This is a genomic window from Parabacteroides vesiculifaciens (genome assembly GCF_049860805.1).
Classification (GTDB): Bacteria; Bacteroidota; Bacteroidia; order Bacteroidales; family Tannerellaceae; genus Parabacteroides.
On the sequence record NZ_CP187555.1, the window covers coordinates 5003945 to 5028752 of the forward strand.

General features: G+C 42.6%; 24 protein-coding genes and 3 tRNA genes. 14 read left to right on the top strand and 13 right to left on the bottom strand.

Annotated features, from left to right (window positions below; all coding sequences use genetic code 11):
* Window positions 1-67: 67 nt before the first annotated feature.
* Both ACPYIV_RS20080 and ACPYIV_RS20085 read left to right on the top strand, forming a co-directional pair.
* Window positions 68-1336 carry a putative DNA modification/repair radical SAM protein gene (locus ACPYIV_RS20080; protein WP_293732737.1) on the top strand — a complete coding sequence of 423 codons (1269 nt, stop codon included), beginning with the start codon at window positions 68-70 and terminating at the stop codon, window positions 1334-1336.
* Window positions 1333-2097, top strand: a complete 765-nt coding sequence (locus ACPYIV_RS20085) for a TIGR03915 family putative DNA repair protein (protein ID WP_293732738.1) — start codon at window positions 1333-1335, stop codon at window positions 2095-2097. The genes ACPYIV_RS20080 and ACPYIV_RS20085 overlap by 4 nt, the downstream gene beginning before the upstream one ends.
* A gap of 17 nt (window positions 2098-2114) precedes the next feature.
* Here the strand turns inward: ACPYIV_RS20085 and ACPYIV_RS20090 are convergent, their stop codons facing one another.
* Window positions 2115-3380 (bottom strand): S41 family peptidase, encoded by a 1266-nt coding sequence (locus ACPYIV_RS20090; RefSeq protein ID WP_425884800.1) that lies wholly within the window; start codon window positions 3378-3380, stop codon window positions 2115-2117.
* 301 nt (window positions 3381-3681) lie between these two features.
* Between ACPYIV_RS20090 and ACPYIV_RS20095 the strand changes: the two genes are divergently transcribed.
* Entirely contained in the window at window positions 3682-4305 is a 624-nt protein-coding gene (locus ACPYIV_RS20095; protein WP_293732740.1) for an HU family DNA-binding protein, read from the top strand.
* A gap of 107 nt (window positions 4306-4412) precedes the next feature.
* On the opposite strand, the gene ACPYIV_RS20100 is transcribed toward ACPYIV_RS20095, so the two are convergent.
* Complete coding sequence (locus ACPYIV_RS20100; RefSeq protein WP_425884802.1) at window positions 4413-5033, bottom strand: hypothetical protein; 621 nt, start codon at window positions 5031-5033, stop codon at window positions 4413-4415.
* 11 nt (window positions 5034-5044) lie between these two features.
* A complete protein-coding gene (locus ACPYIV_RS20105; protein ID WP_301704914.1) occupies window positions 5045-5509 on the bottom strand; it encodes a MaoC family dehydratase in 465 nt (154 codons plus the stop codon).
* A 228-nt stretch (window positions 5510-5737) separates the two neighbouring features.
* Between ACPYIV_RS20105 and ACPYIV_RS20110 the strand changes: the two genes are divergently transcribed.
* The 3 genes from ACPYIV_RS20110 (at window position 5738) to ACPYIV_RS20120 (ending at window position 9906) form a co-directional block, all read left to right on the top strand.
* Window positions 5738-6013, top strand: a complete 276-nt coding sequence (locus ACPYIV_RS20110) for a zinc ribbon domain-containing protein (protein WP_293739507.1) — start codon at window positions 5738-5740, stop codon at window positions 6011-6013.
* Window positions 6014-6122: 109 nt separating this feature from the next.
* Window positions 6123-9635, top strand: a complete 3513-nt coding sequence (locus ACPYIV_RS20115) for a hypothetical protein (protein WP_425884805.1) — start codon at window positions 6123-6125, stop codon at window positions 9633-9635.
* Between the two features lie 4 nt (window positions 9636-9639).
* Window positions 9640-9906 (top strand): GNAT family N-acetyltransferase, encoded by a 267-nt coding sequence (locus tag ACPYIV_RS20120; RefSeq protein WP_293732745.1) that lies wholly within the window; start codon window positions 9640-9642, stop codon window positions 9904-9906.
* A 5-nt stretch (window positions 9907-9911) separates the two neighbouring features.
* On the opposite strand, the gene ACPYIV_RS20125 is transcribed toward ACPYIV_RS20120, so the two are convergent.
* Window positions 9912-10559: a pentapeptide repeat-containing protein gene (locus ACPYIV_RS20125; protein WP_301704916.1), complete on the bottom strand. Its 648-nt coding sequence runs from the start codon at window positions 10557-10559 to the stop codon at window positions 9912-9914.
* 100 nt (window positions 10560-10659) lie between these two features.
* Window positions 10660-10733 (bottom strand) — tRNA-Pro (locus ACPYIV_RS20130).
* Between the two features lie 186 nt (window positions 10734-10919).
* Between ACPYIV_RS20130 and ACPYIV_RS20135 the strand changes: the two genes are divergently transcribed.
* Window positions 10920-10992 (top strand) — tRNA-Phe (locus ACPYIV_RS20135).
* A 384-nt stretch (window positions 10993-11376) separates the two neighbouring features.
* Here the strand turns inward: ACPYIV_RS20135 and tnpC are convergent.
* From tnpC to ACPYIV_RS20150, 3 genes are all read right to left on the bottom strand, one after another.
* Window positions 11377-12957: an IS66 family transposase gene (gene tnpC / locus ACPYIV_RS20140; RefSeq protein WP_425884139.1), complete on the bottom strand. Its 1581-nt coding sequence runs from the start codon at window positions 12955-12957 to the stop codon at window positions 11377-11379.
* Between the two features lie 101 nt (window positions 12958-13058).
* Complete coding sequence (gene tnpB / locus ACPYIV_RS20145; RefSeq protein ID WP_301425755.1) at window positions 13059-13412, bottom strand: IS66 family insertion sequence element accessory protein TnpB; 354 nt, start codon at window positions 13410-13412, stop codon at window positions 13059-13061.
* On the bottom strand, window positions 13400-13831 hold the full coding sequence (locus tag ACPYIV_RS20150; RefSeq protein ID WP_425884137.1) for a hypothetical protein: 432 nt from the start codon (window positions 13829-13831) through the stop codon (window positions 13400-13402). The genes tnpB and ACPYIV_RS20150 overlap by 13 nt, the downstream gene beginning before the upstream one ends.
* Window positions 13832-13918: 87 nt before the next feature.
* Between ACPYIV_RS20150 and ACPYIV_RS20155 the strand changes: the two genes are divergently transcribed.
* From ACPYIV_RS20155 to ACPYIV_RS20185, 7 genes are all read left to right on the top strand, one after another.
* Window positions 13919-14836 (top strand): phage/plasmid replication domain-containing protein, encoded by a 918-nt coding sequence (locus tag ACPYIV_RS20155; RefSeq protein WP_425884807.1) that lies wholly within the window; start codon window positions 13919-13921, stop codon window positions 14834-14836.
* A gap of 1592 nt (window positions 14837-16428) precedes the next feature.
* On the top strand, window positions 16429-16758 hold the full coding sequence (locus ACPYIV_RS20160; RefSeq protein WP_425884809.1) for a hypothetical protein: 330 nt from the start codon (window positions 16429-16431) through the stop codon (window positions 16756-16758).
* Entirely contained in the window at window positions 16701-17051 is a 351-nt protein-coding gene (locus ACPYIV_RS20165) for a hypothetical protein (RefSeq protein WP_425884811.1), read from the top strand. The genes ACPYIV_RS20160 and ACPYIV_RS20165 overlap by 58 nt, the downstream gene beginning before the upstream one ends.
* A gap of 11 nt (window positions 17052-17062) precedes the next feature.
* A complete protein-coding gene (locus ACPYIV_RS20170) occupies window positions 17063-17353 on the top strand; it encodes a hypothetical protein (RefSeq protein WP_425884813.1) in 291 nt (96 codons plus the stop codon).
* Between the two features lie 45 nt (window positions 17354-17398).
* The gene (locus ACPYIV_RS20175) at window positions 17399-18490 is read left to right on the top strand and encodes a hypothetical protein (protein WP_425884815.1); all 1092 of its coding nucleotides are present in this window, start codon (window positions 17399-17401) and stop codon (window positions 18488-18490) included.
* A 77-nt stretch (window positions 18491-18567) separates the two neighbouring features.
* Window positions 18568-19434, top strand: coding sequence for a hypothetical protein (locus tag ACPYIV_RS20180; protein WP_425884817.1), 867 nt, complete (start codon window positions 18568-18570; stop codon window positions 19432-19434).
* 264 nt (window positions 19435-19698) lie between these two features.
* Window positions 19699-20922, top strand: a complete 1224-nt coding sequence (locus tag ACPYIV_RS20185) for a hypothetical protein (RefSeq protein ID WP_425884819.1) — start codon at window positions 19699-19701, stop codon at window positions 20920-20922.
* Between the two features lie 57 nt (window positions 20923-20979).
* Here ACPYIV_RS20185 and ACPYIV_RS20190 read toward each other — a convergent pair whose 3' ends face one another.
* The 5 genes from ACPYIV_RS20190 to lpxK form a co-directional block, all read right to left on the bottom strand.
* Window positions 20980-21432, bottom strand: coding sequence for an A1S_2505 family phage non-structural protein (locus ACPYIV_RS20190; RefSeq protein ID WP_302324033.1), 453 nt, complete (start codon window positions 21430-21432; stop codon window positions 20980-20982).
* 23 nt (window positions 21433-21455) lie between these two features.
* On the bottom strand, window positions 21456-21662 hold the full coding sequence (locus tag ACPYIV_RS20195) for a hypothetical protein (protein ID WP_425884821.1): 207 nt from the start codon (window positions 21660-21662) through the stop codon (window positions 21456-21458).
* 474 nt (window positions 21663-22136) lie between these two features.
* Window positions 22137-22209, bottom strand: a tRNA-Phe gene (locus tag ACPYIV_RS20200).
* Between the two features lie 76 nt (window positions 22210-22285).
* On the bottom strand, window positions 22286-23317 hold the full coding sequence (gene thiL / locus ACPYIV_RS20205; RefSeq protein WP_425884823.1) for a thiamine-phosphate kinase: 1032 nt from the start codon (window positions 23315-23317) through the stop codon (window positions 22286-22288).
* Window positions 23310-24422 (bottom strand): tetraacyldisaccharide 4'-kinase, encoded by a 1113-nt coding sequence (gene lpxK, locus ACPYIV_RS20210; RefSeq protein ID WP_425884825.1) that lies wholly within the window; start codon window positions 24420-24422, stop codon window positions 23310-23312. Before lpxK ends, thiL begins: the two co-directional genes overlap by 8 nt.
* Between the last annotated feature and the right edge of the window lie 386 nt (window positions 24423-24808).

Sequence of the window (24808 nt, forward strand, 5' to 3'; positions counted from 1 at the left end):
CATTCAAATATTTCTTCTTGACTTAAAAGATTATTCTTATTTTTGTCAGGTAATCCCGGTAACAATTATGGACGAAAAAGTGCTCGATAAACTGAAGGTGCTGGCTGAATCGGCCAAGTACGATGTCTCCTGTGCTTCCAGCGGAACGTCGCGAAAGAATCAGAGCGGCGGGATCGGAAGTGCGGCAGGGTGGGGCATTTGCCATAGCTTTGCCGAGGACGGCCGTTGCATCTCTTTGCTGAAGATCATGCTGACAAATTACTGCATGTTCGATTGCGCCTACTGCATCAATCGCCGCAGCAACGATATCCCCCGTGCCACTTTGACGGTGACGGAGCTGGTGAACCTCACGATCGAGTTTTACCGCCGGAACTATATCGAAGGGCTTTTCCTGAGCTCCGGTGTCGTGCGCAATGCCGATTACACGATGGAGCGCCTCGTCAGGGTGGTAAAAGACCTCCGGACCGTCTACCGGTTTAACGGCTATATCCACCTGAAAAGTATTCCCGGCGCCAGCCAGGAACTGGTGAACGAAGCCGGGCTGTATGCCGACCGTATGAGTGTGAACATCGAGATCCCGAACGAGAAGAGCCTCCAGCTGTTGGCTCCCGAAAAGGATTTCCAGAGTGTCTTTCAGCCGATGCGCTACATCCAGCAAGGTGTTTTGCAGAGTGCCGAAGAGCGGAAACGTTTCCGCCATGCCCCGCGTTTTGTCCCTGCCGGACAGAGCACGCAGATGATTGTCGGGGCGACGCCCGATTCGGACAAAGATATCCTTTACCTCTCGTCCGCCCTCTACCGGCGTCCGACGATGAAACGTGTCTACTATTCCGGTTTCATCCCTGTCAATGAATACGATAACCGGCTGCCGGCATTGAAGCAACCGCCGTTGGTACGGGAGAACCGCCTGTATCAGGCGGACTGGCTCCTGCGTTTCTACCAGTTCAAAGTGGACGAGATCGTGAACGATGCCTATCCCGACCTGGACCTTGATGTCGACCCGAAGCTCGGTTGGGCGTTGCGCCATCCGGAGCAGTTCCCCGTCGACATCAATAAGGCGGATTACGAGATGCTCCTTCGCGTGCCCGGCATCGGTGTGAAGTCGGCGAAGCTGATCGTCGTCTCCCGCCGTTACTCCCGTCTGGGGACGGAGCAGTTGAAGAAGATCGGTGTCGTGATGAAGAAAGCCCAGTATTTTATTACCTGCCATGAGCTGCCTGTCCGCACGATCAACGAAGTCTCGCCTGAGGCTGTCCGTCAGATCCTCACGCGGAAAGCGGGGCGGAAGAAGACGGACGATCGCCAGCTTATCCTTCAATTCCGGGAAGAATCATGACTGTTTTCGTGTACGATAAGACCTTTGAAGGTCTGCTGACTGCCGTCTTTGACGCCTATTCCCGTCGCAGTTTCCCGGATTTGCTGTTGGCGGAGGGAGAACCTTTTCCCTTGTTTTACGATGAGGCGGTAACGATTTGTACGGACGATGCCAAGGCGGACCGTGTCTGGAAAGGATTGCAGAAGAAACTTTCCGCTACGGCTTTGTCTGTGATTACCGTTACCTGGCTGTCTGAATTGCCGGAAGTGGACGTGCTGCTTTTCCGGTATATCCGCAAGGCGATCGATGCCCCGCGTACGATCGAGCTGAACTTCGGCGATCCCGATGTCCTCGAAGTCTCCAAAATATGGAAGAAGGTGACGAACGAGCGCCTGCGTGTCATCCAGTTCCTCCGTTTCCAGAAAGCGGCGGACGGTACTTTCTTTGCCGCCGTCAAACCGATATATAACGTGCTTCCTCTCACATTGCCGCACTTGAAAGACCGCTTTGCCGACCAGTGCTGGTTGCTCTATGACCTGAAACGCGAGTACGGTTACTATTATGACCTGAAAGAAACCACCGAAGTCCGTTTCGAAGAGAAGGAAGCCCACCTGCTTTCCGGCCTTCTCAGCGAGGAACTGATGGATGCCGACGAGAAACTTTTCCAGCAGATGTGGAAAACCTACTTCAAATCCATCGCCATCAAGGAACGCCTCAACCCCAAACTGCACCGCCAGCACCTGCCTGTCCGGTTCTGGAAGTATATGCCGGAGAAGCTGTAAGCCTGGAGGCGTTACTCCTATTTATCGGCGTAATCTTGTATATATCGCAACGCAAACTCCAACTGCGTGTCCCTTCCCTCCATAAAGTCCGAAACTGTCTGTCTGACGAGGTAGTCGGGAGCGATCCCTATTCCTTCGAGCGGGAAGCCTTTCGGGGAGAGGGCGGGAGGATTGGTCGGGATGCGGAAGCTGGTTCCGTGCGAAGTTTTGAATGTCCGGGGGTGATTGCCCGTGTCGCCGCCTGTCGGTTCGCCGATCAGGACCGCATTCCCGCTCTCCTTCATGTCGATGACGAAACTTTCGGCAGCGGAAAGTGTAAGGGTGCTTGCCAGCAGGATAATCTTTCCCTGGTAAGCCTCTTCCATCGGGACCATCGAAATGAAGTCGAGGCAATGGGGCTGCTCCTTGCGTATCAGGTAGCGGCAAAGATCCCGTCCGTTGTTGCTGTTGCCCCCTCCGTTCCGGCGGACATCGACAATCAGGTAAGGCAAATGTTTCACCCGCGGATAATCCTTGTCGAAGCTCTCCGTCACTCCGTTCATCATGGTGTTTATGGCCAGATATCCGATGCTGTCGTTCAGGATTCTCCAGGATGTTTCCGGCTGGCCGGCAACCGGCATGTTTTCTTCCGGCAGCAAGATGAGTTGCAGGTCGAGCGTATCGGCTTCCCGGCAGACGGTATAGGTCTTTTCCGTGTCCGTATGGCTTTTGAAAAGGCAACGAGCTGTTTTGAGCCGTCTGTATTCGGGTGTCGAAGCCGGTATGTACTTTTCGTTCCGGTCCATCCAGATCTTGGCTGGCACTCCGTCGACCGCGATGATCCGGTCTTTGTCGTTGAAGCCTGACTGTTGCAAATAGGTGTCCGGCTTGTCTACGAAAAGCGAGTCGCCGATATAGACGGGGAAGGCTCCGATCCGGTATTCCTTGAGGCAGACAAAGGCGTGTCCGGACTGTAAAGACGCGAAATATTCCAACAGGGCTTTCCCGTATTCTTCCGCAGTGGATAGTTTCCCGATCCGTTCGGCATAGGAGGCGGAAAGGGCATCTATGTCGATATGCTTGGACTCGTAGAGGGAATAGTTCTCTTTGACAATCCCGCTGATCTCCGCAAAATCTTCCGTGAACTGGTCGGGGGAAAGCGGCAGTTCGGACATATAGCGGCTTTCTATTTCCTCCTCGGATGAATAGAAGTACTTGACGTAAATAACCAGCCCGACGAATGCCAGGCCAACGAGTAGAACGATTGCTGCCAGTATCCGGCCGATGAGTTTGAATAGTTTCATGGAGTCTGCTTTTATATAATCTGGCGCAAATATAGGGATTCGGATGAATAAGTTCCCATCTGATTTTAAATATATTGGCTGAAAATTTTTGAAATACAGTTATATAAGTTAACTTTACCCTCGATCTAATCTTTAGCCGACAGTTGTCGGCCGGCTGTTCGATAGTTGTCGGTCGGCTGGCTGACAGTTGTCGGATAGCTGTTTGATAACTGTCGGCCGAAGATTAGATACAGGGCTTTTTGAAAACAGATGCTCTCTTTTTGAAATTCGGATCTGTATCTTATTTAAAATACATAACTATATGTCAGCAAATTACAGCCTGTTTAGGAACCCGAAGCCCGGGAAGAAGGGGGAAGCCGATGAAACACTTCATGCGCGCTTGGTTAATCAACGTATCATCCGAACGGCGGAGCTTGCCGCAGACATCTCGGATGCCTGCTCGTTCACGACCGCCGATGTGAAAGGGATGCTGGAGGCCTTGAAGAAACGTCTGGCCTTCCATCTTCAGTATGGTGCGATCATCGAATTGGAGGGGCTCGGTACTTTTTCCGTTTCGCTGAAATGCCCGGCGCTGACGGACGAGAAGGATATAAAACCTAAGCAAGTGCAGTTTAACAAGGTGGTGTTCCGCTGCTCCAAAGAACTGCGTTCGGGTTTGAAATTTATGGAAGTGGAGCGTGCCAACGAAGGAAGCCGGCTTAAGGTTATACCTCTTGATAAGCGGAAAACGAATATTTTGGAATATATCGCCCGGCACGGTTCTATCTCTACTGCCCTTTGCCGGGGAATAAACGGCTGCTCCAAATATTTAGCCCAGAAAGATCTGAAGGCTCTGATGGACGAGGGGCGGGTGGTGCGCCTGGGATATCGCTCGAATGCTCAGTATGGACTGGCAAAAAAGGAAGAGCGGGAAGATGAGGGATGAGGATTCAGTTAGGCGGAATATAGCACACCGATGGCGCAGGTTGGACAAATGGTCTGTAGCTATCTGTCCAACCTGCGCCATCGGTGTGTCATGTTTATGTTTCCGGTTTATTTTTCCTGGAGGAAGATTGTCTTTCCGCGCTGGCTGATCGTCCACTTGCCATCGACTAAGCGTACGTTCTTCGTGTCGTCGTCCTCCACGTTCCAGGCATATCCGCCGGCAGGAAGTGTGCGGCGGTCCAGGATTTCGTTTTTATCTCCGGAGGAGAAGAACAGTTCCACTTTGGAAGAGTCCGGGCTGAAAACGATAAAGGCGGACTGGTCGCCGTCAATGGCTTTTAACCGGATGCCCTTTTCAAATATGCGGATGCAATCCTGCTGCACTTCGCTCCACTGGTAACCGGCTGAAGCCATGCAACCGTGTTCGTCGCGGTCGCCGCCTACCATCTCTCTTTTACCTGGGACGACCACGATCTTTTGTGCACTCATTCCTGTATTGTATTTTCCTTCGTAATAGACAGTGGCCGTATCATCGAGCAAGATGCCGTCGGCCACAACCCTTTTTGCATCCAATGTGCTGAAAGAAAGCGTGTCGCCTTCTTCGGATACGATTGTCAGCGTGTTCATCGTTGCATCGCAGATGATTCCTTTCGCCGTTGAAACTTTAGGAGAGCAGCCAAATGCGAAGCCGGCACATAAGGAAACTGCAAACAGATTCAATTTATTCATATATGTATGTCTTAGTTGAAATAATAGAGGAAGATCGCCACGCCTTCCAAAGCTTTCTTCGGTTGGTCCTTGATTTCGATGGCGAACTTGATTTCTGCTTTCGCAACGCCGCGCAGGTTGGTCAGAGATTGGAGCTTGGCAACTAAGCGGATGCTTTGTCCGGTCAATACCGGTTGCCCGAACTTCATCTTATCCATGCCGTAATTGATCATCATCTTCAGGTTGTTCACCTCGATGATCTGGCCCCACAGGTGCGGAAGGAGCGACAGTGTCAGGTAACCGTGTGCAATCGTGCTGTGGAACGGGCTTTCCACTTTGGCGCGCTCCGGGTCCACGTGAATCCATTGGTGGTCCAATGTCGCATCGGCAAAAAGGTCGATGCGCTCCTGCGTAAGTTCTACATAATCAGAAATACCGATTTGCTGGCCTACCAGCTTCTCAAAGTCTTCGTACGAGTTGATAACTACTTTTCCCATTATTCTTTTGTTTAGAGATTTATGATCTTATTACGTCCGCCGTCAGATAACCGCGATCTGTTTTTATCGCCGGTAACAGGGTGTTTCTGCAATTTTCGTAATAATTCCTGGAATAAACAAATATTTTGGCAAGATTGGACAATGTCCGGTCGGTGCAGATTTCCTATCTTTGTCTCCGACAGGATAATCAGGTAGCAAAGATTAATATACCGATAAAATAAGATGAGTATGGAAGAAAAGTATTGTCAGAGTTGCGGCATGCCGCTACAAAACCCGGAAGAGATGGGTACGAACGGGGACGGGAGCAAGAACGATGAGTATTGCTGTTATTGCTATAAAGACGGCGCCTTCACGATGGATTGTACGATGGATGAGATGATCATGCATTGCGCGCAGTTCGTAGACGAGTTCAATAAAGATGCAGGCATTTCGTATACGAAAGAGGAAGCGATTGCCGGTATGCGAGAGTTCTTCCCGACATTGAAGCGATGGGCAGCCCGGTAAATCCTGCTCCGTCGGCAGGAACGGGATAATTGCCGCCTCTGCAACTTAACTCTGTTTATTTTGTTGATTTTATATGGATAGAGTTAAGTTGTAATCTTATTTAAGTCTTATGGGGAAGACAAAGAAAGTCATAGGATATACGTTGGGGATCGCAGTCGTGCTGACCGCCGCTATATTCCTGCTCAATCTTCACCTGACCAAACGCCTCGAACGATATCTACGGAAGGAACTGATTCACCGGACGGCCGAGGCTACGGATGGTTTTTACACGCTTTCTTTCGATAACCTTTCCATCAGCTTCTTCAAAGGCGAACTGAAACTGGAAGGAATAAAACTATATCCCGATCCGGCGGTTTTCCGGGATTGGGAAAGAAAGGACAGCCTGCCGTCCACCTATGTGACGGCGGAAGTCGGCATGATCGACTTTAAAGGGTTGAACCTCACCTGGCGATGGAGTTACAAGCAGTTGCATTTCGATTCGTTTGAAATCAGGAAACCGGATATACAGGTGTTTAGCCCTTACTATTCGACGCGGGCGGAAGTGAAAGTGAGAAAAGAGGCGGAGACCAAGACTTTGTACGAGGTGATCTCTCCTTATATTAATGTGCTGACCGTCCGGGTGCTGAACCTGGAGAACGCCAGTGTTTCCTATTCCGTGGAGAATCCCGTTTCCCCGATTGTCTATGCCTTGAACGATGTCAGTTTCCATGCGTATGGCTTCCGTTTGGATGAGGATTCGTCCGAAAGCGGGAAGTTGCTCTATTGCGATAATTTCGATTTCATTACCAACCGGCCGCAAACGCTATTGACTAATAACGATTTTCATTTGCAAACGGATCGGATCTTGCTGAGTACGGAAGATTCTATTATCTCTATCTCCAATATTGCGCTTACACCTCAGGGAAAATTGTGGAAGGAACGGAAACAGCGGCCGGACAGCTACCTGAATGCGTTGATCAGGGCCATTGAAGTGAAAGGAATCGAGTTTCGTCGTGAAAAGGCGCTGAATTACCTGACGGCGCGTTCGTTCGATATTATATCTTCGGATATACAAGCCTTTAATCTGGCGGGAGAAAGTCAGTCGCCCGCTTCTTCTCCCATTCGTCCCTTGTCTCTTTATGAATTGATTTCGCCGGTCTTGCATGCGGTTTCTATTGGAACGATCGGGATCGGGCAGGCAAAGTTGCAATATTCTTTTGCGGTTAAGGATACGGTCGAGGTGTATAAGCTGGCGAACTTTGATTTCCGGGCGAACGGTTTCCGGGTGGATTCTGTTTCGGAAGCGCAGCATGGTTTCTGGTATTCGCGTAACTTTTCGTTCGAAGCAACAGATATTGAAGGTTTGATGACGGCCCGTAACCACCGGTTTACGGTGAAGCGCATGGCTCTGGACACGGAAAGCGGGGATTTCAATCTGGAGCAGATCCGGTTATGCCCCTTATCGGTTCGCGGGCGGAACGATTATATGGCGGGAAGCATTGATACGGTCGGAATCCGCGGTTTGTCGTACGACAAGGGGATCAGTGCCCGGTTGCTGAAAATCGACCGTCCGAATCTGCGTTATGTGGTGGCTCCTTCCTTTAAAAAGAAAGAGGCGAAATCGGTAATGCCGGCGAATAGCCGCGTCGATGTGGAAGCGATTCTGAATCCTTTCCTTCGTTATCTCTCTGTTAAACGGGTGAGCCTTAACCATGCGTATGTGACGGTCGATGATAAAAGCGCGTCCGATCCGGTTACTTATAAACTGAACGACTTTAATTTTTTTGCAACCGGTATTTTGGTGAACCGGCAAACGGGGAAGGGGAACGGGCTGTTCTTTGATTACGGAAATATGGGGTTTAGCTTTAGCAAGTTTGATAACTACTTGCCGGGGAAGGAATATCGCCTGTCCGTACGGAAAGGGCAGTTCTCGACTGTGAAAGGAGTCCTGCAATTGCAGGATATCGAACTGCTTCCGCAAGATACGGCTAAAAAGGGGGCAAAGACATATATCCGGTTTTCCTCACCTGAACTTCGGATAAGCGGGCTGAAGCGGATACCGGAAAGGCCGGACCGGAATATCCGGTTGACTTCGTTCGGGGTAGATTCGCCGGATATCCGGATGTCCAAGCCGGATGGCGGCGGGGTGTCCGTATCGCTTAAATGCTTGGCATTGGACGGGATTTCCTGGGATAGCACTTTGTTGAAGTTGGGCGAGATTCGCCTGGAAAGTCCGGTGGCGGATATTTATCCCGGTCATTATCCCGATACATTACCACATCAAACGAAGGTCGATCCGGCTGATTGGTATACGGCTTTGGGTAAAGTTGCCGGACAAATCTCTTTAGGCCGCTTCAGTCTGACGGATGCAAACATCCGTTATGCCTATTATGGAAAAAGCGATTCTTTGCAACATCAGGAATTAGATACGACAAACCTGTTTGTAGAAGGGCTGGTTGTCGATACCCGCTTTCGTACATATAAATTGGATGATATCCGTTTTTCCACCCGTAACCTGGTATTCCCTCTGGATAACGGTTTCTATATGCTAAAGGCGGGTAGTGTGGATTTGACCCGGTCGAGTGCGGTTATCGATCGCATCCGTCTTGTGTCTCCTTATCCTAAAATGCAGTTTGCTTATTTGCAGCCGCATCATAAAGATTGGTTTGATGTGAGTGTCGGGCAGGTTTCGTTGACAGGCATCGATCTGCCGTCTTATTTCTCAGAGAAGGTGCTTCGGATAGCCGATGTGCAGATATCGGATGCTGTCTTGCAGAATTTAAAGAATAAGAAAATACCGGTGCCTCCGCATATCGTCCCGATGATCTACACCGGACTTCAGAAAGCTCCGGTTAAGCTGGATTTCAAAAGAGTGGGCGTGAAGAACTTTTCAGTCGTTTACGAAGAACTGGCGAAGAAGGGGAAGGCGCCCGGGAAACTGTATTTTACGGATCTGAACGGTACGTTTACCGGCTTTACAAATATTGTTTCCCGTCCTGATCAATACATCGTGTTGGATGCCGATGGCAAATTGATGGGGAAAGGGGCTTTTACTGCTACCTGGAAGTTGCCGGTCGATTCGCTGAACGACCGTTTTCTGTTGAATGCCCGTCTGGACAGTTTCGACCTGACGGCCTTGAACGAATTGCTGATTCCTTTGTCTTCGGCGGAAGTCCAGAGCGGACGGGTCCGGGGAATGACTTTCAGTACGGAGGCCTCCAGCAAAGGGGCTACCGTGGAGATGCTTTTTCTGTATAATGATTTGAGAGCCGCTTTGTTGAAGGAGAAAGATGGGGAACTGGCGGATAAGAAGTTCCTGACAAGTCTGGTCAACCGTATATTAAAACATGATAATCCGGATAAAACAAGGAAAGGTTTTAACAAACCGCGTCACTCGAGTGTTTCAATAATAAGGGATCCTTATCATTCGACTTTCAATTATTTGTGGCAGATATTGCGACCGCCGTTGATTGAGTCGGTCGGCGTTTCCAAAAAGAAACAGGATGCTGCCAAAGGCGTTATGACTTTCTTTACGAAAGTGAAGGACTTCTTCCGTGGCAAAAAGGCTGCTTCAGAGAAACCCGTTCCGGAAGAGGAAAAAAAGGATGCTTTGTTATTAGAATTTGAACCTGTAAATAATTAAGAATATGGATTACATTATTACTCATTATCCGGATAAGATGCGTTTTGAAACGCAGGTGGACGGCGTAACGGCTTTTGTTCAGTATCGTTTGTCGGGGGATAAACTGGATATTATCCACACGATTGTTCCCCCTGCTATCGAAGGGCGGGGAATTGCTGCCGCTTTAGTAAAGTACGCTTATGATTATGCGATCGAGAACGGCATGAAACCGTTGGCGACCTGCAGTTATGCGGTCACTTGGTTGCATCGCCATCCTGACTATGCCGGATAAGATGCTCAGCCTTTAATCTCTACTCCCAGCATCCGTACCAGTTCCAGCGCCTGTAAGGAGGAAACGGAAGATCCCCGCAATTCGTTATTGGTAAGGTTCGTAATGCGGATGCCGGATATTTCGGAGTTAGACAGGTCGATGCCTTTCAGGGGAGTGCGGTAAAACTCCGCTTCCATCAGGTTACAGGCGTCGAATGACACGTTCATCAGCTGGCAACCTTCTATCCCGGCTCCCTGCAGGTTGGACCGGGTAAATTGTATATATCGCATTTTACTCATCGAAAGATTCATATATTCTCCCCGGCATTCTTCAAATGTAATATGGTTGAATATCCCGTCTGCCATATTAGCCCCCATCAATTTGCAGCCGGTAAACTCAACCCGGTGAAAGCCGCAGCCTGTAAGGTCTACATTCGAGAGGTCGCAGTTTTTGAAAACTACATCGCTGAATTGGGATTTCCGTATGCTGCACGTTCCAAAGCTGCAGTTGGTAAAAACACAGGATTGTACAGAAAGATTATTCTTCCTCAGCCCTTCTATCCGCAGGCTTTTGAATGAGTACTCGGTTAGATCTTCATCGTTTTTTTCTAACGCAGTTTGTATGTCCGTGTTCTCATGAAGAGTGTTGGCCAAACGGGGTTGTGTAATTTTCATATGCTGTCTGTTTTATAAATGGGAGAGTAAATATACAAATTCTGTCTGTATGTATAAAAAAGGAAAGAGGACATATCTTTCGATATATCCTCTTTTGTAGTCGGGATGAGAAGACTCGAACTTCCGACCTCCACGTCCCGAACGTGGCGCGCTAGCCAACTGTGCTACATCCCGTTTTTGATTACGGCTGCAAAGGTACAACTAAATTTTAAACTGCAAATAGTTTTGCTGTTTTTTTTCATGTGTAACGTGATTTTTTTCTGTCCTTTCCTTAAAATACATTTTCTTTGAATATTTCCCATTGAAACATTTGGAGTGTAATAAATAATGTTTACCTTTGCACCCGTTAAACAAAACAATGGTGCCATAGCTCAGTTGGTAGAGCAAAGGACTGAAAATCCTTGTGTCCCCGGTTCGATTCCTGGTGGCACCACTTTTAAAAGACTTCAAATTTGGTAAATCCCTGAAAATAAAACATTTTAGGGATTTTCTTTTTCCCCTAATCCGCATATTTTGAGCAGAATTACGCACTTCCGTAGTGCTAAATCGTGGACAATTTTAGTCTCGAAAAAAGTGTCCACGAATTGTACCGTAAGTCGCTGATTGTTTTATTGTTTAATTCTTGCTATTCTGCACGATTCAGTAACTTTAAACATTAATTTTTAGAGTATGAAACGACAGACTTTCAACGTGCTGTTCTTCATCCGCAAAACAAGAACAGTAAAATCAGGTGAAACAGCTATATTACTCAATATCTGATATTCAGAATGTACTGGAAAGTAAGCGTCTCCGCGATCCCCTCCTGTATATTAGTTATTCAATGACAAGGGATCCATTTATCCGGTAGTAAATTTCTAAAGACCGAATCCTGTGCTGTTGGCTGTATATCGGCCAACCTGTTGAACAAGTCCGTGAAATAATCAAAAGTATTAAGATTGTGAAGTCTGGCCGAACAAGCCAGAGAATAAAAAAGAGCCATTCTCTGTGCCCCGGCATGGCTACCGGCGAAAAGTGAGTTGCGGCGGCTCAGGCTGATGTAACGGTTTATCCGTTCAATGCGGTTGTTGTCTAATTGGTAGTCCGCTGATTTTATATAATTGCATAAAACATCATACAGGTTGAGGGTATAGCGAACCGCTTCCCCCATAAGCGACTTGGGCAAAGTTTGCGGATCGGATTGTATACTTTCCAATTTGGCCTTTAAGCGTCCGAGGATAGGAGGTGCGTATTTTTTGCGCCAGGCCAGTATCTGTTTTGGTTCCCAATCGGGCGGGATAAGATGTTCATTCTGATATAATTCATTGACAATATCGACTACTTCCTGCGCTTGCCTATCCTCCTTCATATCCAGGAACTTCCTTTTACAATGCTGGAAACATGCCAGGGGGATGATGTCAGGATATTCTTCTTTCCTAAAGTCGGCGTAAGCGGCATATCCGTCTGTCTGTAAAGCCCCTTTATAATCAGTAAGCAGCTTTTCGGCTATGCTTTTAGAGCGGGAGCCGTTTTCATAAATAAAAGCGATTAATTCCGTATGGTTGGCATACATGCCCCAGAGATATCCTTTACGGACTTTCTTGCCCGATTCATTCTTTTCATTGACAAGCACTTTGTAATAAGTCTCATCCATTGACAGATAGGAATCTTCCAGTATGGACTTTTTCAGCACTTCGTACATACGCTCCAACAAACCGGCTGATTTCGCAATCAACCCATGGGCCGTTTGTTTGCAAAGGGCTATGCCCTGCTCGTTGAACAACTTGACGATCCTTTCCACCGGCAGGGAATAGATATAGCGCAATTGCAATATGCCGCTAAGGAAACTGCCATCATAGGAAGAGTTTTGCAGGGGAGCTTTGGGGGATTTGCCGTTGTATATGTTATCGCCTTGCACACAGTTGTACTGCCGATAGATATGTTTCTCAAACCAACCCGGGTGGTAAGAGTAACGGATGGAATCAGTGTGACTGATTATTCTGGCTTTAAGAGGGTCGAAGTCCGGATCGCAAGGATAGATCTCGTGCAAACGGGTTTCCACATTGAAATACTCTTTACGTTTCACCCCATTATTGCCGCGGCTTTTGGGATCGAACTTCGGTTCCTCCGGGATATTCTTTGCCTCCTCTTTTTCCTCTTGCTTGCGGTTTATCTTTTCGGACTTGTTTTCCAGCAGTTTGCCTAATGCGCGTTTCTGGTTTTTCAGCCTGTTGGCGTCTGCTTTGCTTTCCTGAAAAGAGGAGGTTAAGGACTGGAGGGTTGCCTGAAGTTCGCTCACACGGGATGTCAGGGACTCCACTTGCCGAAGTAACTCTTCTTCCCGCCTGCCGGCAGCCAAAAGTTGATCCCTGAGGAAAGTAATGGTATCCTGCAGTATGTTTGTCCTCTGTTTCCCTGTCATGCCGCAAAGATATGAAAAGGGAATGGAATTAAATAATTATGCCACAATTATTTTACTTGTAAATAACTGTGGCATAGATATATGTGATATAAAGGACGCCATTAGACAGGTCCCTTGAAGCGTTTGCGGAACCGTGCGCTTTTCAGGCTCACCCCCTCCATCATCAAAAAGAAACTTTCCCACCTCATCTGATAACGGCCACTGCCGGGGTCAAAACAAGGTATTTCAAACGTCCCCTCTTCCAGACGTTTCTGATAAAGGACAAAACCGCCTTTTTCCCAGTGCAGGAGCTTGATTATTGTACGGGATTTGTTAACGAACAAGAATACTTCACCCGATACGGGGTTACGCTTGAGATCGTTCCGGACAATCACGGACAAGGCATTGATCCCTGAACACATGTTTACATAGCGGGGACATAAATAGTAATTTAACGACTCGGTCAGCGCGAACATGTGTCCTCCTTTCTTCCGTAATAGAGGTGGATAAAATGGCACAATGTTTCGGCAACGCATTCTTTTATCTGGATGATTCCCCCGTCGGGGAATGTGATATGAATCCCTTTAAGCAGTTTCTCTGCATCCACTAAGCGGGTCTCTTTTACTTTTTCACGCCCTGTGAATTGAAGCGGGATCATTTCTCCTGCTACACTCTGGCAGACGGCCTGATCTTCCAACTGCTTACAATGGTAGCGTTCCAATACTATTCCCAGTTGAATGGCCTTGGGATCCATGCCATGGCGGCGCATCCATTGACGAACGCTATCCACACGCAAGCCATAGCTACGACAATAAGCTACAAAGTCTAAATCTTCGCCTGCTTTTAGACGATTTTTATACTCTTCTGCATACTCTTGAATACTTCTTCTTTCCATTTTTTTAAGACAAAGGTAGAGACTCTTTTATAAGGGGAAAAGAGGGGATCGCGGAGACGCTTACACTGGAAAAGAAAGGAGGCAAGCATGTATGATACCGTAAAGTTCTGCTTAAGATGTTGGGAGAGTGAGAAGAAATCTCTCCTCTCCCAATTTGATTTCCAAAAAGATACAAAGGTTCGCTATGAATGCTGGTCATATCAATTAGATAACTTGATAATTAAGGTTTATGATTCATCCATTACCATAGAAGGAAGCCTTGCGAAATTTTATTATAAGAATAACTTCTATTTATTGGGAAGGGAAGATATTAAACAAGCTATAGACTTACTTAGTGGTATTTTACGGTTGGATATAAACTCAGCCCATGTTACACGTATAGATACAGCAGCGGATTTTGAGATGTATCATAATACCAAAAAGTATTTGCCATTCTTAGGTAACTATTCACGGCATAAGAGAGAATTATATAAGGGAACTACACTTTATTATATATCAAAAAGTCATACTTGTGCCTTTTACGACAAAGGGAAGGAGCTACAAGGTAAAGAAGGCGCAGAAAGTTGTTTGTTAAGGTTCGAGAGCAGATGGCTTAATTCCTTATCTACACAGTTGAACTGGAAAGACATAACAGGTGAGACTTTATCGGTCCCCCATTTTTACCGGTATATTATTCAGTTATGGGGAAAGAAATATTTTGATATCAAAAAAAGGAATGTCCTGATCATTGATCCTACCATCTCTATAAATACAGCAAAGAAGGCAATGGAGTATCTACTCAATGCCTTCTTATACTCGTCTTCACTCTCGTCTTCGTCTGAAAAGTTTATAAAAGAAACAAAGATGTTTTTAATAGAGCAGTTAGACACCCAGAACAGGAGCCGATTTAACAGAATGCTAAATAAGCTCAATGAGGATTTTTCTATAAACAAAAGATCTCCACTGATGGAAGAACTTGATTGCAAGATCAGAGATCGTATCACATTGGAATGTGGCATTCTTTAATAATAAGGTAAACTTATAATCAAATTTTGATATATGAGAGTATGTAAACAATGTTATTTTCTATCCCTCATATAAGGCATTTTTAAGCCATATCAAAGCTGTAGGATTTATCTGAAATTGAAAGAAGATTCGATATATGCGCTTAAAATCATCCAAAGCAAAGGGAAAACACCTAAGACTGGAGATGGAGATCGGTTCTGATACTGAAGGTTGGTAATCGCGAAAAAGGAAGCAGAAACATTCGGCCACAGAGGGAACAGGCGGGCGATCGAGCCCGCACCTCTCTGGGTACCGAAACTGCCAGTATCTTTATCTTTTTGAACCGTCAGTTACTTCCAACGCTACCAAATCTTATCGCCTTTTTACTGCACGATCTTTTTCGTATAACTAAGATTCCATTTAATAGAACTACATCTATAGAAACAACTTTAACCTGTATTTGCTTGAAATCCATTCATATAAAGTTTTAGGAATACGATCAAGGAAAATTCGTTGTTATGAGCACCCCTTTCGACCGTTTTGGACATAAAAAATCAGTCGACAGGCTATGATAGTAACTTATAGAAGTGATAGAAATGGTATTTTTTCAAGTTCTTTTCAGATGGTCGAAATGTATTTATTTTTCATTATTTTTACGTTCACATATAGAGAAAACAACTTAAAAAGGAGGTAATCCCCCCAAAAACGGGTAAAGAACGGGGGAGGCTCATGGAAGGTGGGTATATACGAGTCTTACATGAAACTTATCTAAAGTTGGCTATTACATTTTAGGATATGTCGAGTATGTCATTGTTTTTTATTTTACACAGACTAATACCTATAAACTGGCTCCATGATCAATATAAATGTAGTTTTAGCCACATCAAAAATAGGCGGACAACTAAAATATACAAGTGCCTAAAATACCTTTTCTATAACTCGAAATCATGTAGAAGAAAGAGGGCATTAGACAAAATCGGGATTCATGTGGAGATGTAGACTTGGGCAAATGACGGAAAGACGACAAACATAATTAAAAAACAACAGGGCAGTTATTTGCAAGCGGACGGCGACAGATGGCAGGAACCGTACCCTTTGGGGCTGAGACTACCTGTTTCTACTGGAATCCCTACTGCTTATCGTTACACCGAAAATTTTTCATGTATGCAAATACGATCTTCTTTACAAAAGCCACCACAAGCAATTAAAACAATAAAATATAAGATCTTGCATTGCAAAGATAATATTAATGCTTTACCTTTGCAGCGTATTGGAAATAACGTAGAAGCGTTTCGATATTATCTTGCATTTGAAATCTGGACAATTTCAACCCAACAAGATAATGGATAAATGACTCCTGCGCTTATGTTTTGTTATATATCTACTTTTATATACAGACATAAAGCGTGGGACCATTTTCTATTATTGTTGGGTGGGCAGTCCAGAGCCTCAAATGCAGTAATAGAGATGGTTCCCACGCTTTTTTATAAATAGCCGAACGAAAGGGAACGCGGGAGGATATGATTATTTTTATGATTCAAAACGTCTGGGAGCGAATTGCCGATTGGTTCTCTAACACAAGGGAAAGACGAATATTACTATCGACTTTTAATATGGCTGCAAAAAAAGCCTATGTATCAGGTATAACCTCTACTCTAATAGAAGCAAGAACATCTGTGGGTGAAATAAACTATAGGCATCAATTTTCGAAATTTCTTTCTGGAGGATTTAGAATAAAGGCTCTTTCCGGAGTGGAACTTACTCGGGAAGAACAAATGCAGATAGGGTTAGCTATATTATATAATGAAAAATTAGTAAGACATCTAATCGCTTTAGGATGGGATACATTAGAAGTTCATGATTCAATGGGGAAAAAGGGCTTAAAATGGGAATTAAAAAAATTTTCAAACATTGGAGGAGCTTTATCATGTGGAAGATATTAAATTATTTTAAGAGAAAAAAACACAAGAATTATGAGGATATCTCTTTTCATAAAAATATAGTTTTATCTAAAAATCAAGAAATCGATATGAATGAGATTATGAACAACTTATTTCTATCAAAAAAATTATATAATTCTTTAAAGGTAAAATGCCATCCAGATCGATTCACAGAGATTAATCAAAAGAGAATTGCAACAGAAATATATCAAAATATCACAAAAAATAAGACAAATTATCAACAGCTATTAAATATCAAAGAACAAGCGAAGTTAAAACTTGGAATAATTTTTTAAATATCAAAAATATGAAATGTAGAAAACAAATATCATATCCTCAAGCAGAAGATTGTCAACAATGTAATTTTCAGGATATTTGTAAAATAGAATCTATCATTTGTTCTGCTGATGAAATTTCAAACATTCATACAGAAAATACAAAAAGTGTTTTAAATGGAGTTGAGAGTTTTAACAGAAAGGCTGAACGGAAAATGGGTGGATTATGGCATATTATATCTACATGTGCTTATGCAATTATCACCTGTTTAATCTTGCATATTGTAATTACGTTAATATCTTACATTTTTAACTTTGCTTAACAGACACGAATAAAATATAGCTTTAACAACATAGATAAGACATTTATGAATATTAAAAAGAATATAATAGCAGTCTTTATATTAATAGGAGCGTTGTTTCCTGTATGCATTTATATAAAGAGAGAAATGCAAATTATCCAATCATTCAATCATGTAAAGTCGACAAACACGCTTGAAGAGTATCAACGTTTTCTTGACAAATACAATGATTTAGAGACAAAGTATAAGGATTCTTGTCGTATAAATATGTCTACATTGTATGAACACGAGTTATATCAATGCAGTACTATTAAAGACTATCAAATGTTTGTTAAGCGATATGCAAGTAACTTACGCTACTCTGGCAGTCATGATTTTGTAGAATCAGCAAAGAGTCGGATAATAGAGATGAAAGATAGTATTCTGTACGTTGACCTGCAAAAGCAATTAAGAAAAGAACAGCAAGAGCCGATCTTATTGTTACAAGACTTTATTACTCAAAATCCAAAATCGAACTACTTGGATAGTTGTGAAACTCTTATTAAAGACATATATCAAGATGGGCTAAATAAATCATCAGGTGATATCGATTCATTAAGTCTTTATATTGAAAAATATGAAAGTCCCATATTTTACGGGAAATACAAAGAAAAATATATTGGTATTGCCCAAGTCAAAATGAAATCATTTGAATGGATCACAGATGAGAATGCTTGGAGAACAGTTAAAAAGGCAGGAGATATTTTTTCTTTTAGAAGATATCTATTTTTATACCCTGATGGTAAACATAGTAATGAAGCTAATAAGATTATAATAGATTTAGAAGTTGATAACATATTTAGTGGAAGTTATGGAGAATTACCAAAGATGAATAGAGAGTTCAACGATCAAGAAAGTTCTCGAACTACTATTACAGCGGAAAACAGAACATCCTATGTACTAACTCTTTTATATAGTGGACCAGAAAGTAAAAGGCTAACTATAAATCCATTTAGGACACAGTCGATAACATTGGTCAATGGGCATTATAGAATAGCAGCATCTGTGAATGCCACAAATGTCAGCCCTTTTGCTGGAAGCGAAAATTTATCAGGAGGAAATTACAGCGCCAGCTATTATATTGAGACTTCTTATCGGAACAATAAGACCTATTGGTAAAGAGCATAAGAAGAATAAAAATGAAGTAGGTTTAAGGTTATATTAGAAGATATACAAGCTCTTAATTACAAGTTAGCATGGGATTGATAAAATTTTATTATCAACACAAGAAAACAACAGCCTATATATTGGGTCTGTTACTATTAGCCAGTTTTTACCATTTAACAAAAGGCTATAGTGGAAACAAGGAAGACGTTTCAAACGAGTCATCATTTTCAGGGAAGAAGGATACAGCAACCATTCTCACTTTTATTGAAGAAGGTAAAAAGGGAAATTTGCCGGTTATCGCCAATCTATTTGAATATCCGATTGAACGTCCATACCCTCTACCACCCATCAAAGACTCGGCTGAATTTGTCCGATATGGAAAAATCATATTCGATGATTCTATCCGCAAAGTATTATCTGAAACAACCATTGAAGATTGGGACGAGCGGGGTTGGAGAGGTTTTTTTTTGCATAATTACTTTGTTGAAAGCAGTTTTGATGATGGCAAAATGATTTATATTATGTATAAATCCGAAGAAGAAAAAAAACTAAGAGAACAATATATCAAAGAAGAGATAAAAAGCCTGCACCCTTCGTTACAGGAAGATATCGATATCCCGATAGGAACTTATCTATCGGCTGATTCGCAATGGATCGGACGACTTGATTTATTAAAATCAGGCATCCATCGTTTTTCGATGTATAAGCAAGGGAGTGATTTATCCGCCTTACCCTATTTTACAGAGACAGAAAGTATCTATCAAATTGAAGGTTCGCAAGCAAACAAGTATTTTGAATTTGAGAATGACTCGCTAAGAGTAGTACTTTTACTCACTTCTTACGATTCTTCTTTTTGGGAATTTTGGGAAATCAGGAAAGAGAGTGACATATGTCCAGCCACTTGGAGAAGTCTTATAAAAGACAGTATTCCAAAGGATCAACAATTGTCGGAGTGATGAGAACTAAGTTCAATTTATTTAGAGATAGAAGCATACGGAGAATAAAGATAACCTGTTGGCTGATATGTATATTTTGCTTGGTTGTGATTATAGCAGCAATAATAGAGGAGCCTTGTCCCTATTTGCACTACTTCTATGCCTCTTAATAGTGAAACTATACGGTCTCATATCGCCACAAAACAAGGATTTGGAAAGAGAAATCAGGTTTTGAGTATTAATAAATAGACGAGGCTAACTGTTTATAAATTATAAATTCATAATATGCGGGTGAAAAATTTTTATTACAGACATAAAAATACAATAGGATATGTGTTAGACCTATTACAAGACAATATCGATTTGGTATACAAATCAATTAAAATTATTGCGATAATAGCTGTATTTATATTAGTCAAAATAATATGGGTGCATTGGTCGTGTACGGATCATGGTACTTGGAAAGAAGAAAAAACGGAACTCATTCGACGTCGGAATTTTCTGGTCGGTCGTGTCGTGACCTCACCCCATGCACTATTGAATGAAATGCCAGAAGCTATCGGGACACAATTTCAAGGCGAGTGGGCATTATATTCCTGTTCGATGCTAACGGCAGCATTATCCAATTTGGCAAGGCTTTATCCCGAAACAAAAATGGAGAATATAGCAAACATGGACAGCCTTATCAACATAGTGCTTTCCCCTGAATTGAGAAAATACGATACTGAACGTTGGGGAGAAGATCCTTTGGAAACATTGGATGGCAATAGAAGTCATATTTCATACATCAGTCATCTTGCATGGATGATAAGCGAGTATAAGATGACCGGAGGAAATAATAAATACGATCACTTACTTAACGATCTTTGCAAAACTATGAATCGTCGGCTTCTTCGAAGCAAAAGCCTAAATTTACCAACCTATCCAAGCGAATGTATATATGTGCCTGATATGCTTGTCGCAATTGTGGCACTGAATAACTACTCGGCATTAAACAAGGGCAAGTATGCTTCAACTGTACAGCGATGGATAAAAAAAGCCAAATCAAAATGGCTCGACAAAGAAACAGGCTTGCTTGTCTCATTCTTGAAAGAGGATGGTACACAATTTAAGGCGGCACCCGTGAAAGGGTCATATTCTGCACTGAACTGTCACTATCTCACACAGATAGATTCAGTATTCGCAAGAGAACAGTATGATAAGTTTAAATCTCATTTCTTGCAATCCGGTTTGTTTTCCGGTATACAAGAATACCACGATCATTCATGCTGGTGGGGCTTTGATATTGATGCCGGTCCTATATTATTCAACCTCAGCCCATCCGGAACAGCATTCGCTGTAGGTCCTGCAACATACTTTAACGACACACATGTTCGCAGTAATTTTTTACGCACTGCAGAGATTGCAGGGCACAGTATAAGATGGAACAATACTCAACATTATTTGTTAGCAGAAATAGCCCTTGTTGGAGAATGTATCATGTTGGCAATGCGAACAACAACACCATAGAAGATAAAAAAGTTATAACGAGCGAGGACTTTATGAGAACTTTAATCATAAGAATAGCTATTGTTCTGTTAGAATTTCAATAAACTCTTTTGGCAAACTCACGTTAGCCAAACCAATAGCTTCCTGAAACAGAGGTGCAACCTCTTCATCACAAAAACCTGCAATGCCGCAACCTATTCTTGTAACCAAGAAATGTAGGTCGGTGTGAGCCTTAGTAAATTCTATAAATTCATCTGTATATGGCATTATCGTTTTCACTCCACCTTGCATGGTCGGTATAGCATAAGATTGTCCTTGCAACCCTACTCCTTGCCCCACGATTGCACCAAAACATTCTCTTGCTATTCGTGCAGCACCGCCACCGTGTATACCTTGTAAGTTACTGCCAAACACAAAGACTTCGTTTGCGTTCAGTTTTTCTATATATGTTGGAGTTATGCCACATCTAACAATAATACGCTGCTTTTCTCTTTTAAACTCTGTTTCTTTCTTCTTAAACCATTTGAACATAATCTAAAAATGTTAATTGGCACCTATAAAGATAGATAATTTTTTTGTTTTCCCATATCGCTATAGTGATTTAATATCGTTTCTACTTGATATTTTTTAAGAATTTCTATTTCAGCAATTTTGCTTTCATTTTCTAACTCATTGTATAATAATACTAAAAGTTCTTCTAGCACCTCTTTATATAAAGAATATAGCCCTTCCCTATTTGCATATACGGCTTCTATTTGCACACGTGAAAATACTACTAATTCTATAACCTTAGCACTCCATTCCTTGTTTATTTTCGATGTACTTACCTCTACTAAGTTTTGAGATAATAGTAACGAATGAGGACTTTATAAGAACTTTAGTCATAAAACTAATAGCTTGGGGATGGACATTGTTAGATTGGCTTTGGATTTTATTAAAAGCGATTATGGTTCCAGGGTATTGTTGGCTATAACGTTCTTATGCCATGTGCATATATCATTGTTTATGGTTAGAATTTGGCTGGTATAAACTATTTGCTTTATAACGGAAAAATACCTATATTTGTATATCCACATTGCTTGTGGGGTTTATCAATTACAAGTAAAGCCTTATTCCTGGAATCGGGTAATAAGACTTTTATTTTGTGTAGTATCAAAGTAGCATCAATTTTCGAGAATCGAGATAAAACAAAAATGCTAATTGCTTAATTATTAGCAATTAGCATTTTTTAAAAGTGGTGCCACCAGGAATCGAACCGGGGACACAAGGATTTTCAGTCCTTTGCTCTACCAACTGAGCTATGGCACCGTTGTTTTGTTTAACGGGTGCAAAGATACGGACTTTTTTGAATCTTGCAATAGGTAGAGTGATTTTTATTGAAATTTTATTCGTCCAGAGAATTCCAACCCTGTGCTTTTAGTTCGACTTCGCCGCCATCGCGACCTACCAGATAGTTACCGAGATCGGGTTTTGTGATATGACCGATTATTTTAATTCCCTTTATTTCAGATACTTTCTCATGATTGGTAAGAGGAACGGTGAAAAGTAATTCATAATCTTCACCGCCATTTAAAGCAGCCGTTACCAGGTTCATATTAAATTGCTCAGCCATTGCGGCTGTTTGATAATCAATAGGAATTCGATCTTCATATACGCGACATCCAACATTACTCTCTTTCGAAATATGTAAAAGTTCGGAAGAAAGGCCGTCTGATATGTCCATCATAGCCGTAGGGACAACTTCTGCATTGCGAAGCATTTCGACAATATCTTTACGAGCTTCCGGCTTCAACTGGCGTTCCAACAGATATTCTTTACCTGTAAAATCCGGGGTGAAATCTTTTTCACCTTTAAATATCCGCTTTTCGCGTTCTAATAATTGTAGCCCCATATAAGCGGCCCCTAAATCGCCGGAAACACATATCAAATCCGTTTCTTTGGCTCCGCTACGGAGAACGACCTTATCTTTTTCTCCTTCTCCAATACAAGTGATGCTGATACAAAGCCCTGTGAGCGAGGCTGAAGTATCTCCTCCGACAATGTCGACTCCATACACATCACATGCCAGCTTTAACCCGGCATAGAAATCTTCTACATCTTCAACAGAAAAACGTTTCGAGATGCCGAGCGATACGGTGATCTGCTTAGGCTGACCGTTCATTGCGTAAATATCGGAGAAATTTACAACAGCCGATTTATATCCGAGATGTTTCAGCGGTACATAAGTCAGATCGAAATGAATGCCTTCCAATAATAGGTCGGTAGTGACAAGCACTTGCTTGTCACCATAAGAGAGAATGGCTGCATCGTCGCCTACACCCTTTATTGTACTATTGTTCTTTATTTCGATTCTGTCTGTTAGGTGGCGGATCAGACCGAATTCGCCTAATGTTGATATTTCTGTTCTGTTACTCATATTTGTTTCGTAAAATACTATTCTTTTGGAATGTGATAATATGTTTTTTTATTGTTTCATCAAAACTTTGATCATTGCAAAATTGAATTACAATTGGCAGATAATATAAAGATATCTTCCAGCTTTCCGGAACAAGCGGATTGTTTTTCAGACGTGCTGCATCTTTTTCCGTTACCAAAATCAGTTTTCCCGGTGAACGCATCTTTTCGAATGTTGTATCTAATTTCTTGAAATCCGATTTACTAAACGTATGATGATCGGGAAAAATTGCCGGCAACACTTTGTTTGAATATTTTTCAGCCTCACGAATGAATGGATCGGGAACCGCAATTCCCGATATCAATAATATATCATCTTCTTTTCCAATGTCTTTATGGTTTAAGGAACGGGCTTCCGATGGAAATACGGGTTCGACTTCTCCATAAGCGATGCTGGTAAAAAAAAGTAGCTGATGAGCCCGCAACTTCATGTTTTCTTCAATAATACGAAAGTCGATCGGCTTCATGTCTTCGTCACATTTAGTAACAACCACGATATCCGTTCGGTTTACATTGTTTATCGGTTCTCGCAAGCGTCCCGTAGGTATTAGTTTGTCATAATAAAACAAACGATGGTAGTCACTCAAAACGATCGAAAGTGAAGGGCGCACATATCGATGTTGATATGCATCATCTAACAATATTATTTCAGGTTTATCTTTTTCTGGTAAGGACAAGAGATTTTGAATCCCCCTGCGGCGATTAACATCGACAGCTACAAGTATATCCGGGAATTTGTTTTTCATTTGAAAAGGTTCATCCCCGATCTCCAAACTGGAACTTTCCGAGCCGGCAAGAATAAAACCTGATGTTTTTCTTTTATACCCCCGGCTTAATACAGCAATACGGTATTTATCTTTCAGTAAACGAATGATATATTCTGTATGGGGAGTTTTACCTGTTCCTCCTACTGATAAGTTGCCAATGCAAATCACAGGAACTGGATATTGTTCGGAATGTAATACACCCCAATCAAAAAGTCGATTTCGTAACCATACCCCAATTCCATATAAAAAGGAAATGGGAATCAGATAGGAATTGAGTTTTATTTTGTTGTTTTTTTGCATGTGACTTCTTATCTGCTGACAAATATAGTCAACTTATCGGTGGCTATCAGCTTTTTATTTGTTTATTTCAAGGAGAGGATGCAATTTGAGTTTCTTTGGAGGAAAAATTAGTATTTATTCTGAAACGTTATCGAAAGATTAAGTGCATATATATATCCTTATTGTAAATAAAATGTTTTTTGAGGCGGAAAGCTAAATTCAATCAGGGCGACCGTACCAAATTCATTTTTAAGCAATACGATCTTATGGACTACATAATATAAGGAATAATCTATCCCCGCTACAAGAAAACTTATCTACATAGGCATAAAAAAACATCGGAATGCCTATCAATTCTATAATCAGTGCCAGTGATTATAAAATCAGTGCCAGCAATTATATAATCA

Excerpts from the sequence above, each read along its gene's own strand:
- ACPYIV_RS20080 (WP_293732737.1), top strand. The coding sequence starts at position 68 with ATGGACGAAAAAGTGCTCGATAAACTGAAGGTGCTGGCTGAATCGGCC.
- ACPYIV_RS20085 (WP_293732738.1), top strand. The coding sequence starts at position 1,333 with ATGACTGTTTTCGTGTACGATAAGACCTTTGAAGGTCTGCTGACTGCC.
- ACPYIV_RS20090 (WP_425884800.1), bottom strand. The coding sequence starts at position 3,380 with ATGAAACTATTCAAACTCATCGGCCGGATACTGGCAGCAATCGTTCTA.
- ACPYIV_RS20095 (WP_293732740.1), top strand. The coding sequence starts at position 3,682 with ATGTCAGCAAATTACAGCCTGTTTAGGAACCCGAAGCCCGGGAAGAAG.
- ACPYIV_RS20100 (WP_425884802.1), bottom strand. The coding sequence starts at position 5,033 with ATGAATAAATTGAATCTGTTTGCAGTTTCCTTATGTGCCGGCTTCGCA.
- ACPYIV_RS20105 (WP_301704914.1), bottom strand. The coding sequence starts at position 5,509 with ATGGGAAAAGTAGTTATCAACTCGTACGAAGACTTTGAGAAGCTGGTA.
- ACPYIV_RS20110 (WP_293739507.1), top strand. The coding sequence starts at position 5,738 with ATGGAAGAAAAGTATTGTCAGAGTTGCGGCATGCCGCTACAAAACCCG.
- ACPYIV_RS20115 (WP_425884805.1), top strand. The coding sequence starts at position 6,123 with ATGGGGAAGACAAAGAAAGTCATAGGATATACGTTGGGGATCGCAGTC.
- ACPYIV_RS20120 (WP_293732745.1), top strand. The coding sequence starts at position 9,640 with ATGGATTACATTATTACTCATTATCCGGATAAGATGCGTTTTGAAACG.
- ACPYIV_RS20125 (WP_301704916.1), bottom strand. The coding sequence starts at position 10,559 with ATGAAAATTACACAACCCCGTTTGGCCAACACTCTTCATGAGAACACG.
- tnpC (WP_425884139.1), bottom strand. The coding sequence starts at position 12,957 with ATGACAGGGAAACAGAGGACAAACATACTGCAGGATACCATTACTTTC.
- tnpB (WP_301425755.1), bottom strand. The coding sequence starts at position 13,412 with ATGTTCGCGCTGACCGAGTCGTTAAATTACTATTTATGTCCCCGCTAT.
- ACPYIV_RS20150 (WP_425884137.1), bottom strand. The coding sequence starts at position 13,831 with ATGGAAAGAAGAAGTATTCAAGAGTATGCAGAAGAGTATAAAAATCGT.
- ACPYIV_RS20155 (WP_425884807.1), top strand. The coding sequence starts at position 13,919 with ATGTATGATACCGTAAAGTTCTGCTTAAGATGTTGGGAGAGTGAGAAG.
- ACPYIV_RS20160 (WP_425884809.1), top strand. The coding sequence starts at position 16,429 with ATGGCTGCAAAAAAAGCCTATGTATCAGGTATAACCTCTACTCTAATA.
- ACPYIV_RS20165 (WP_425884811.1), top strand. The coding sequence starts at position 16,701 with ATGGGAATTAAAAAAATTTTCAAACATTGGAGGAGCTTTATCATGTGG.
- ACPYIV_RS20170 (WP_425884813.1), top strand. The coding sequence starts at position 17,063 with ATGAAATGTAGAAAACAAATATCATATCCTCAAGCAGAAGATTGTCAA.
- ACPYIV_RS20175 (WP_425884815.1), top strand. The coding sequence starts at position 17,399 with ATGAATATTAAAAAGAATATAATAGCAGTCTTTATATTAATAGGAGCG.
- ACPYIV_RS20180 (WP_425884817.1), top strand. The coding sequence starts at position 18,568 with ATGGGATTGATAAAATTTTATTATCAACACAAGAAAACAACAGCCTAT.
- ACPYIV_RS20185 (WP_425884819.1), top strand. The coding sequence starts at position 19,699 with ATGCGGGTGAAAAATTTTTATTACAGACATAAAAATACAATAGGATAT.
- ACPYIV_RS20190 (WP_302324033.1), bottom strand. The coding sequence starts at position 21,432 with ATGTTCAAATGGTTTAAGAAGAAAGAAACAGAGTTTAAAAGAGAAAAG.
- thiL (WP_425884823.1), bottom strand. The coding sequence starts at position 23,317 with ATGAGTAACAGAACAGAAATATCAACATTAGGCGAATTCGGTCTGATC.
- lpxK (WP_425884825.1), bottom strand. The coding sequence starts at position 24,422 with ATGCAAAAAAACAACAAAATAAAACTCAATTCCTATCTGATTCCCATT.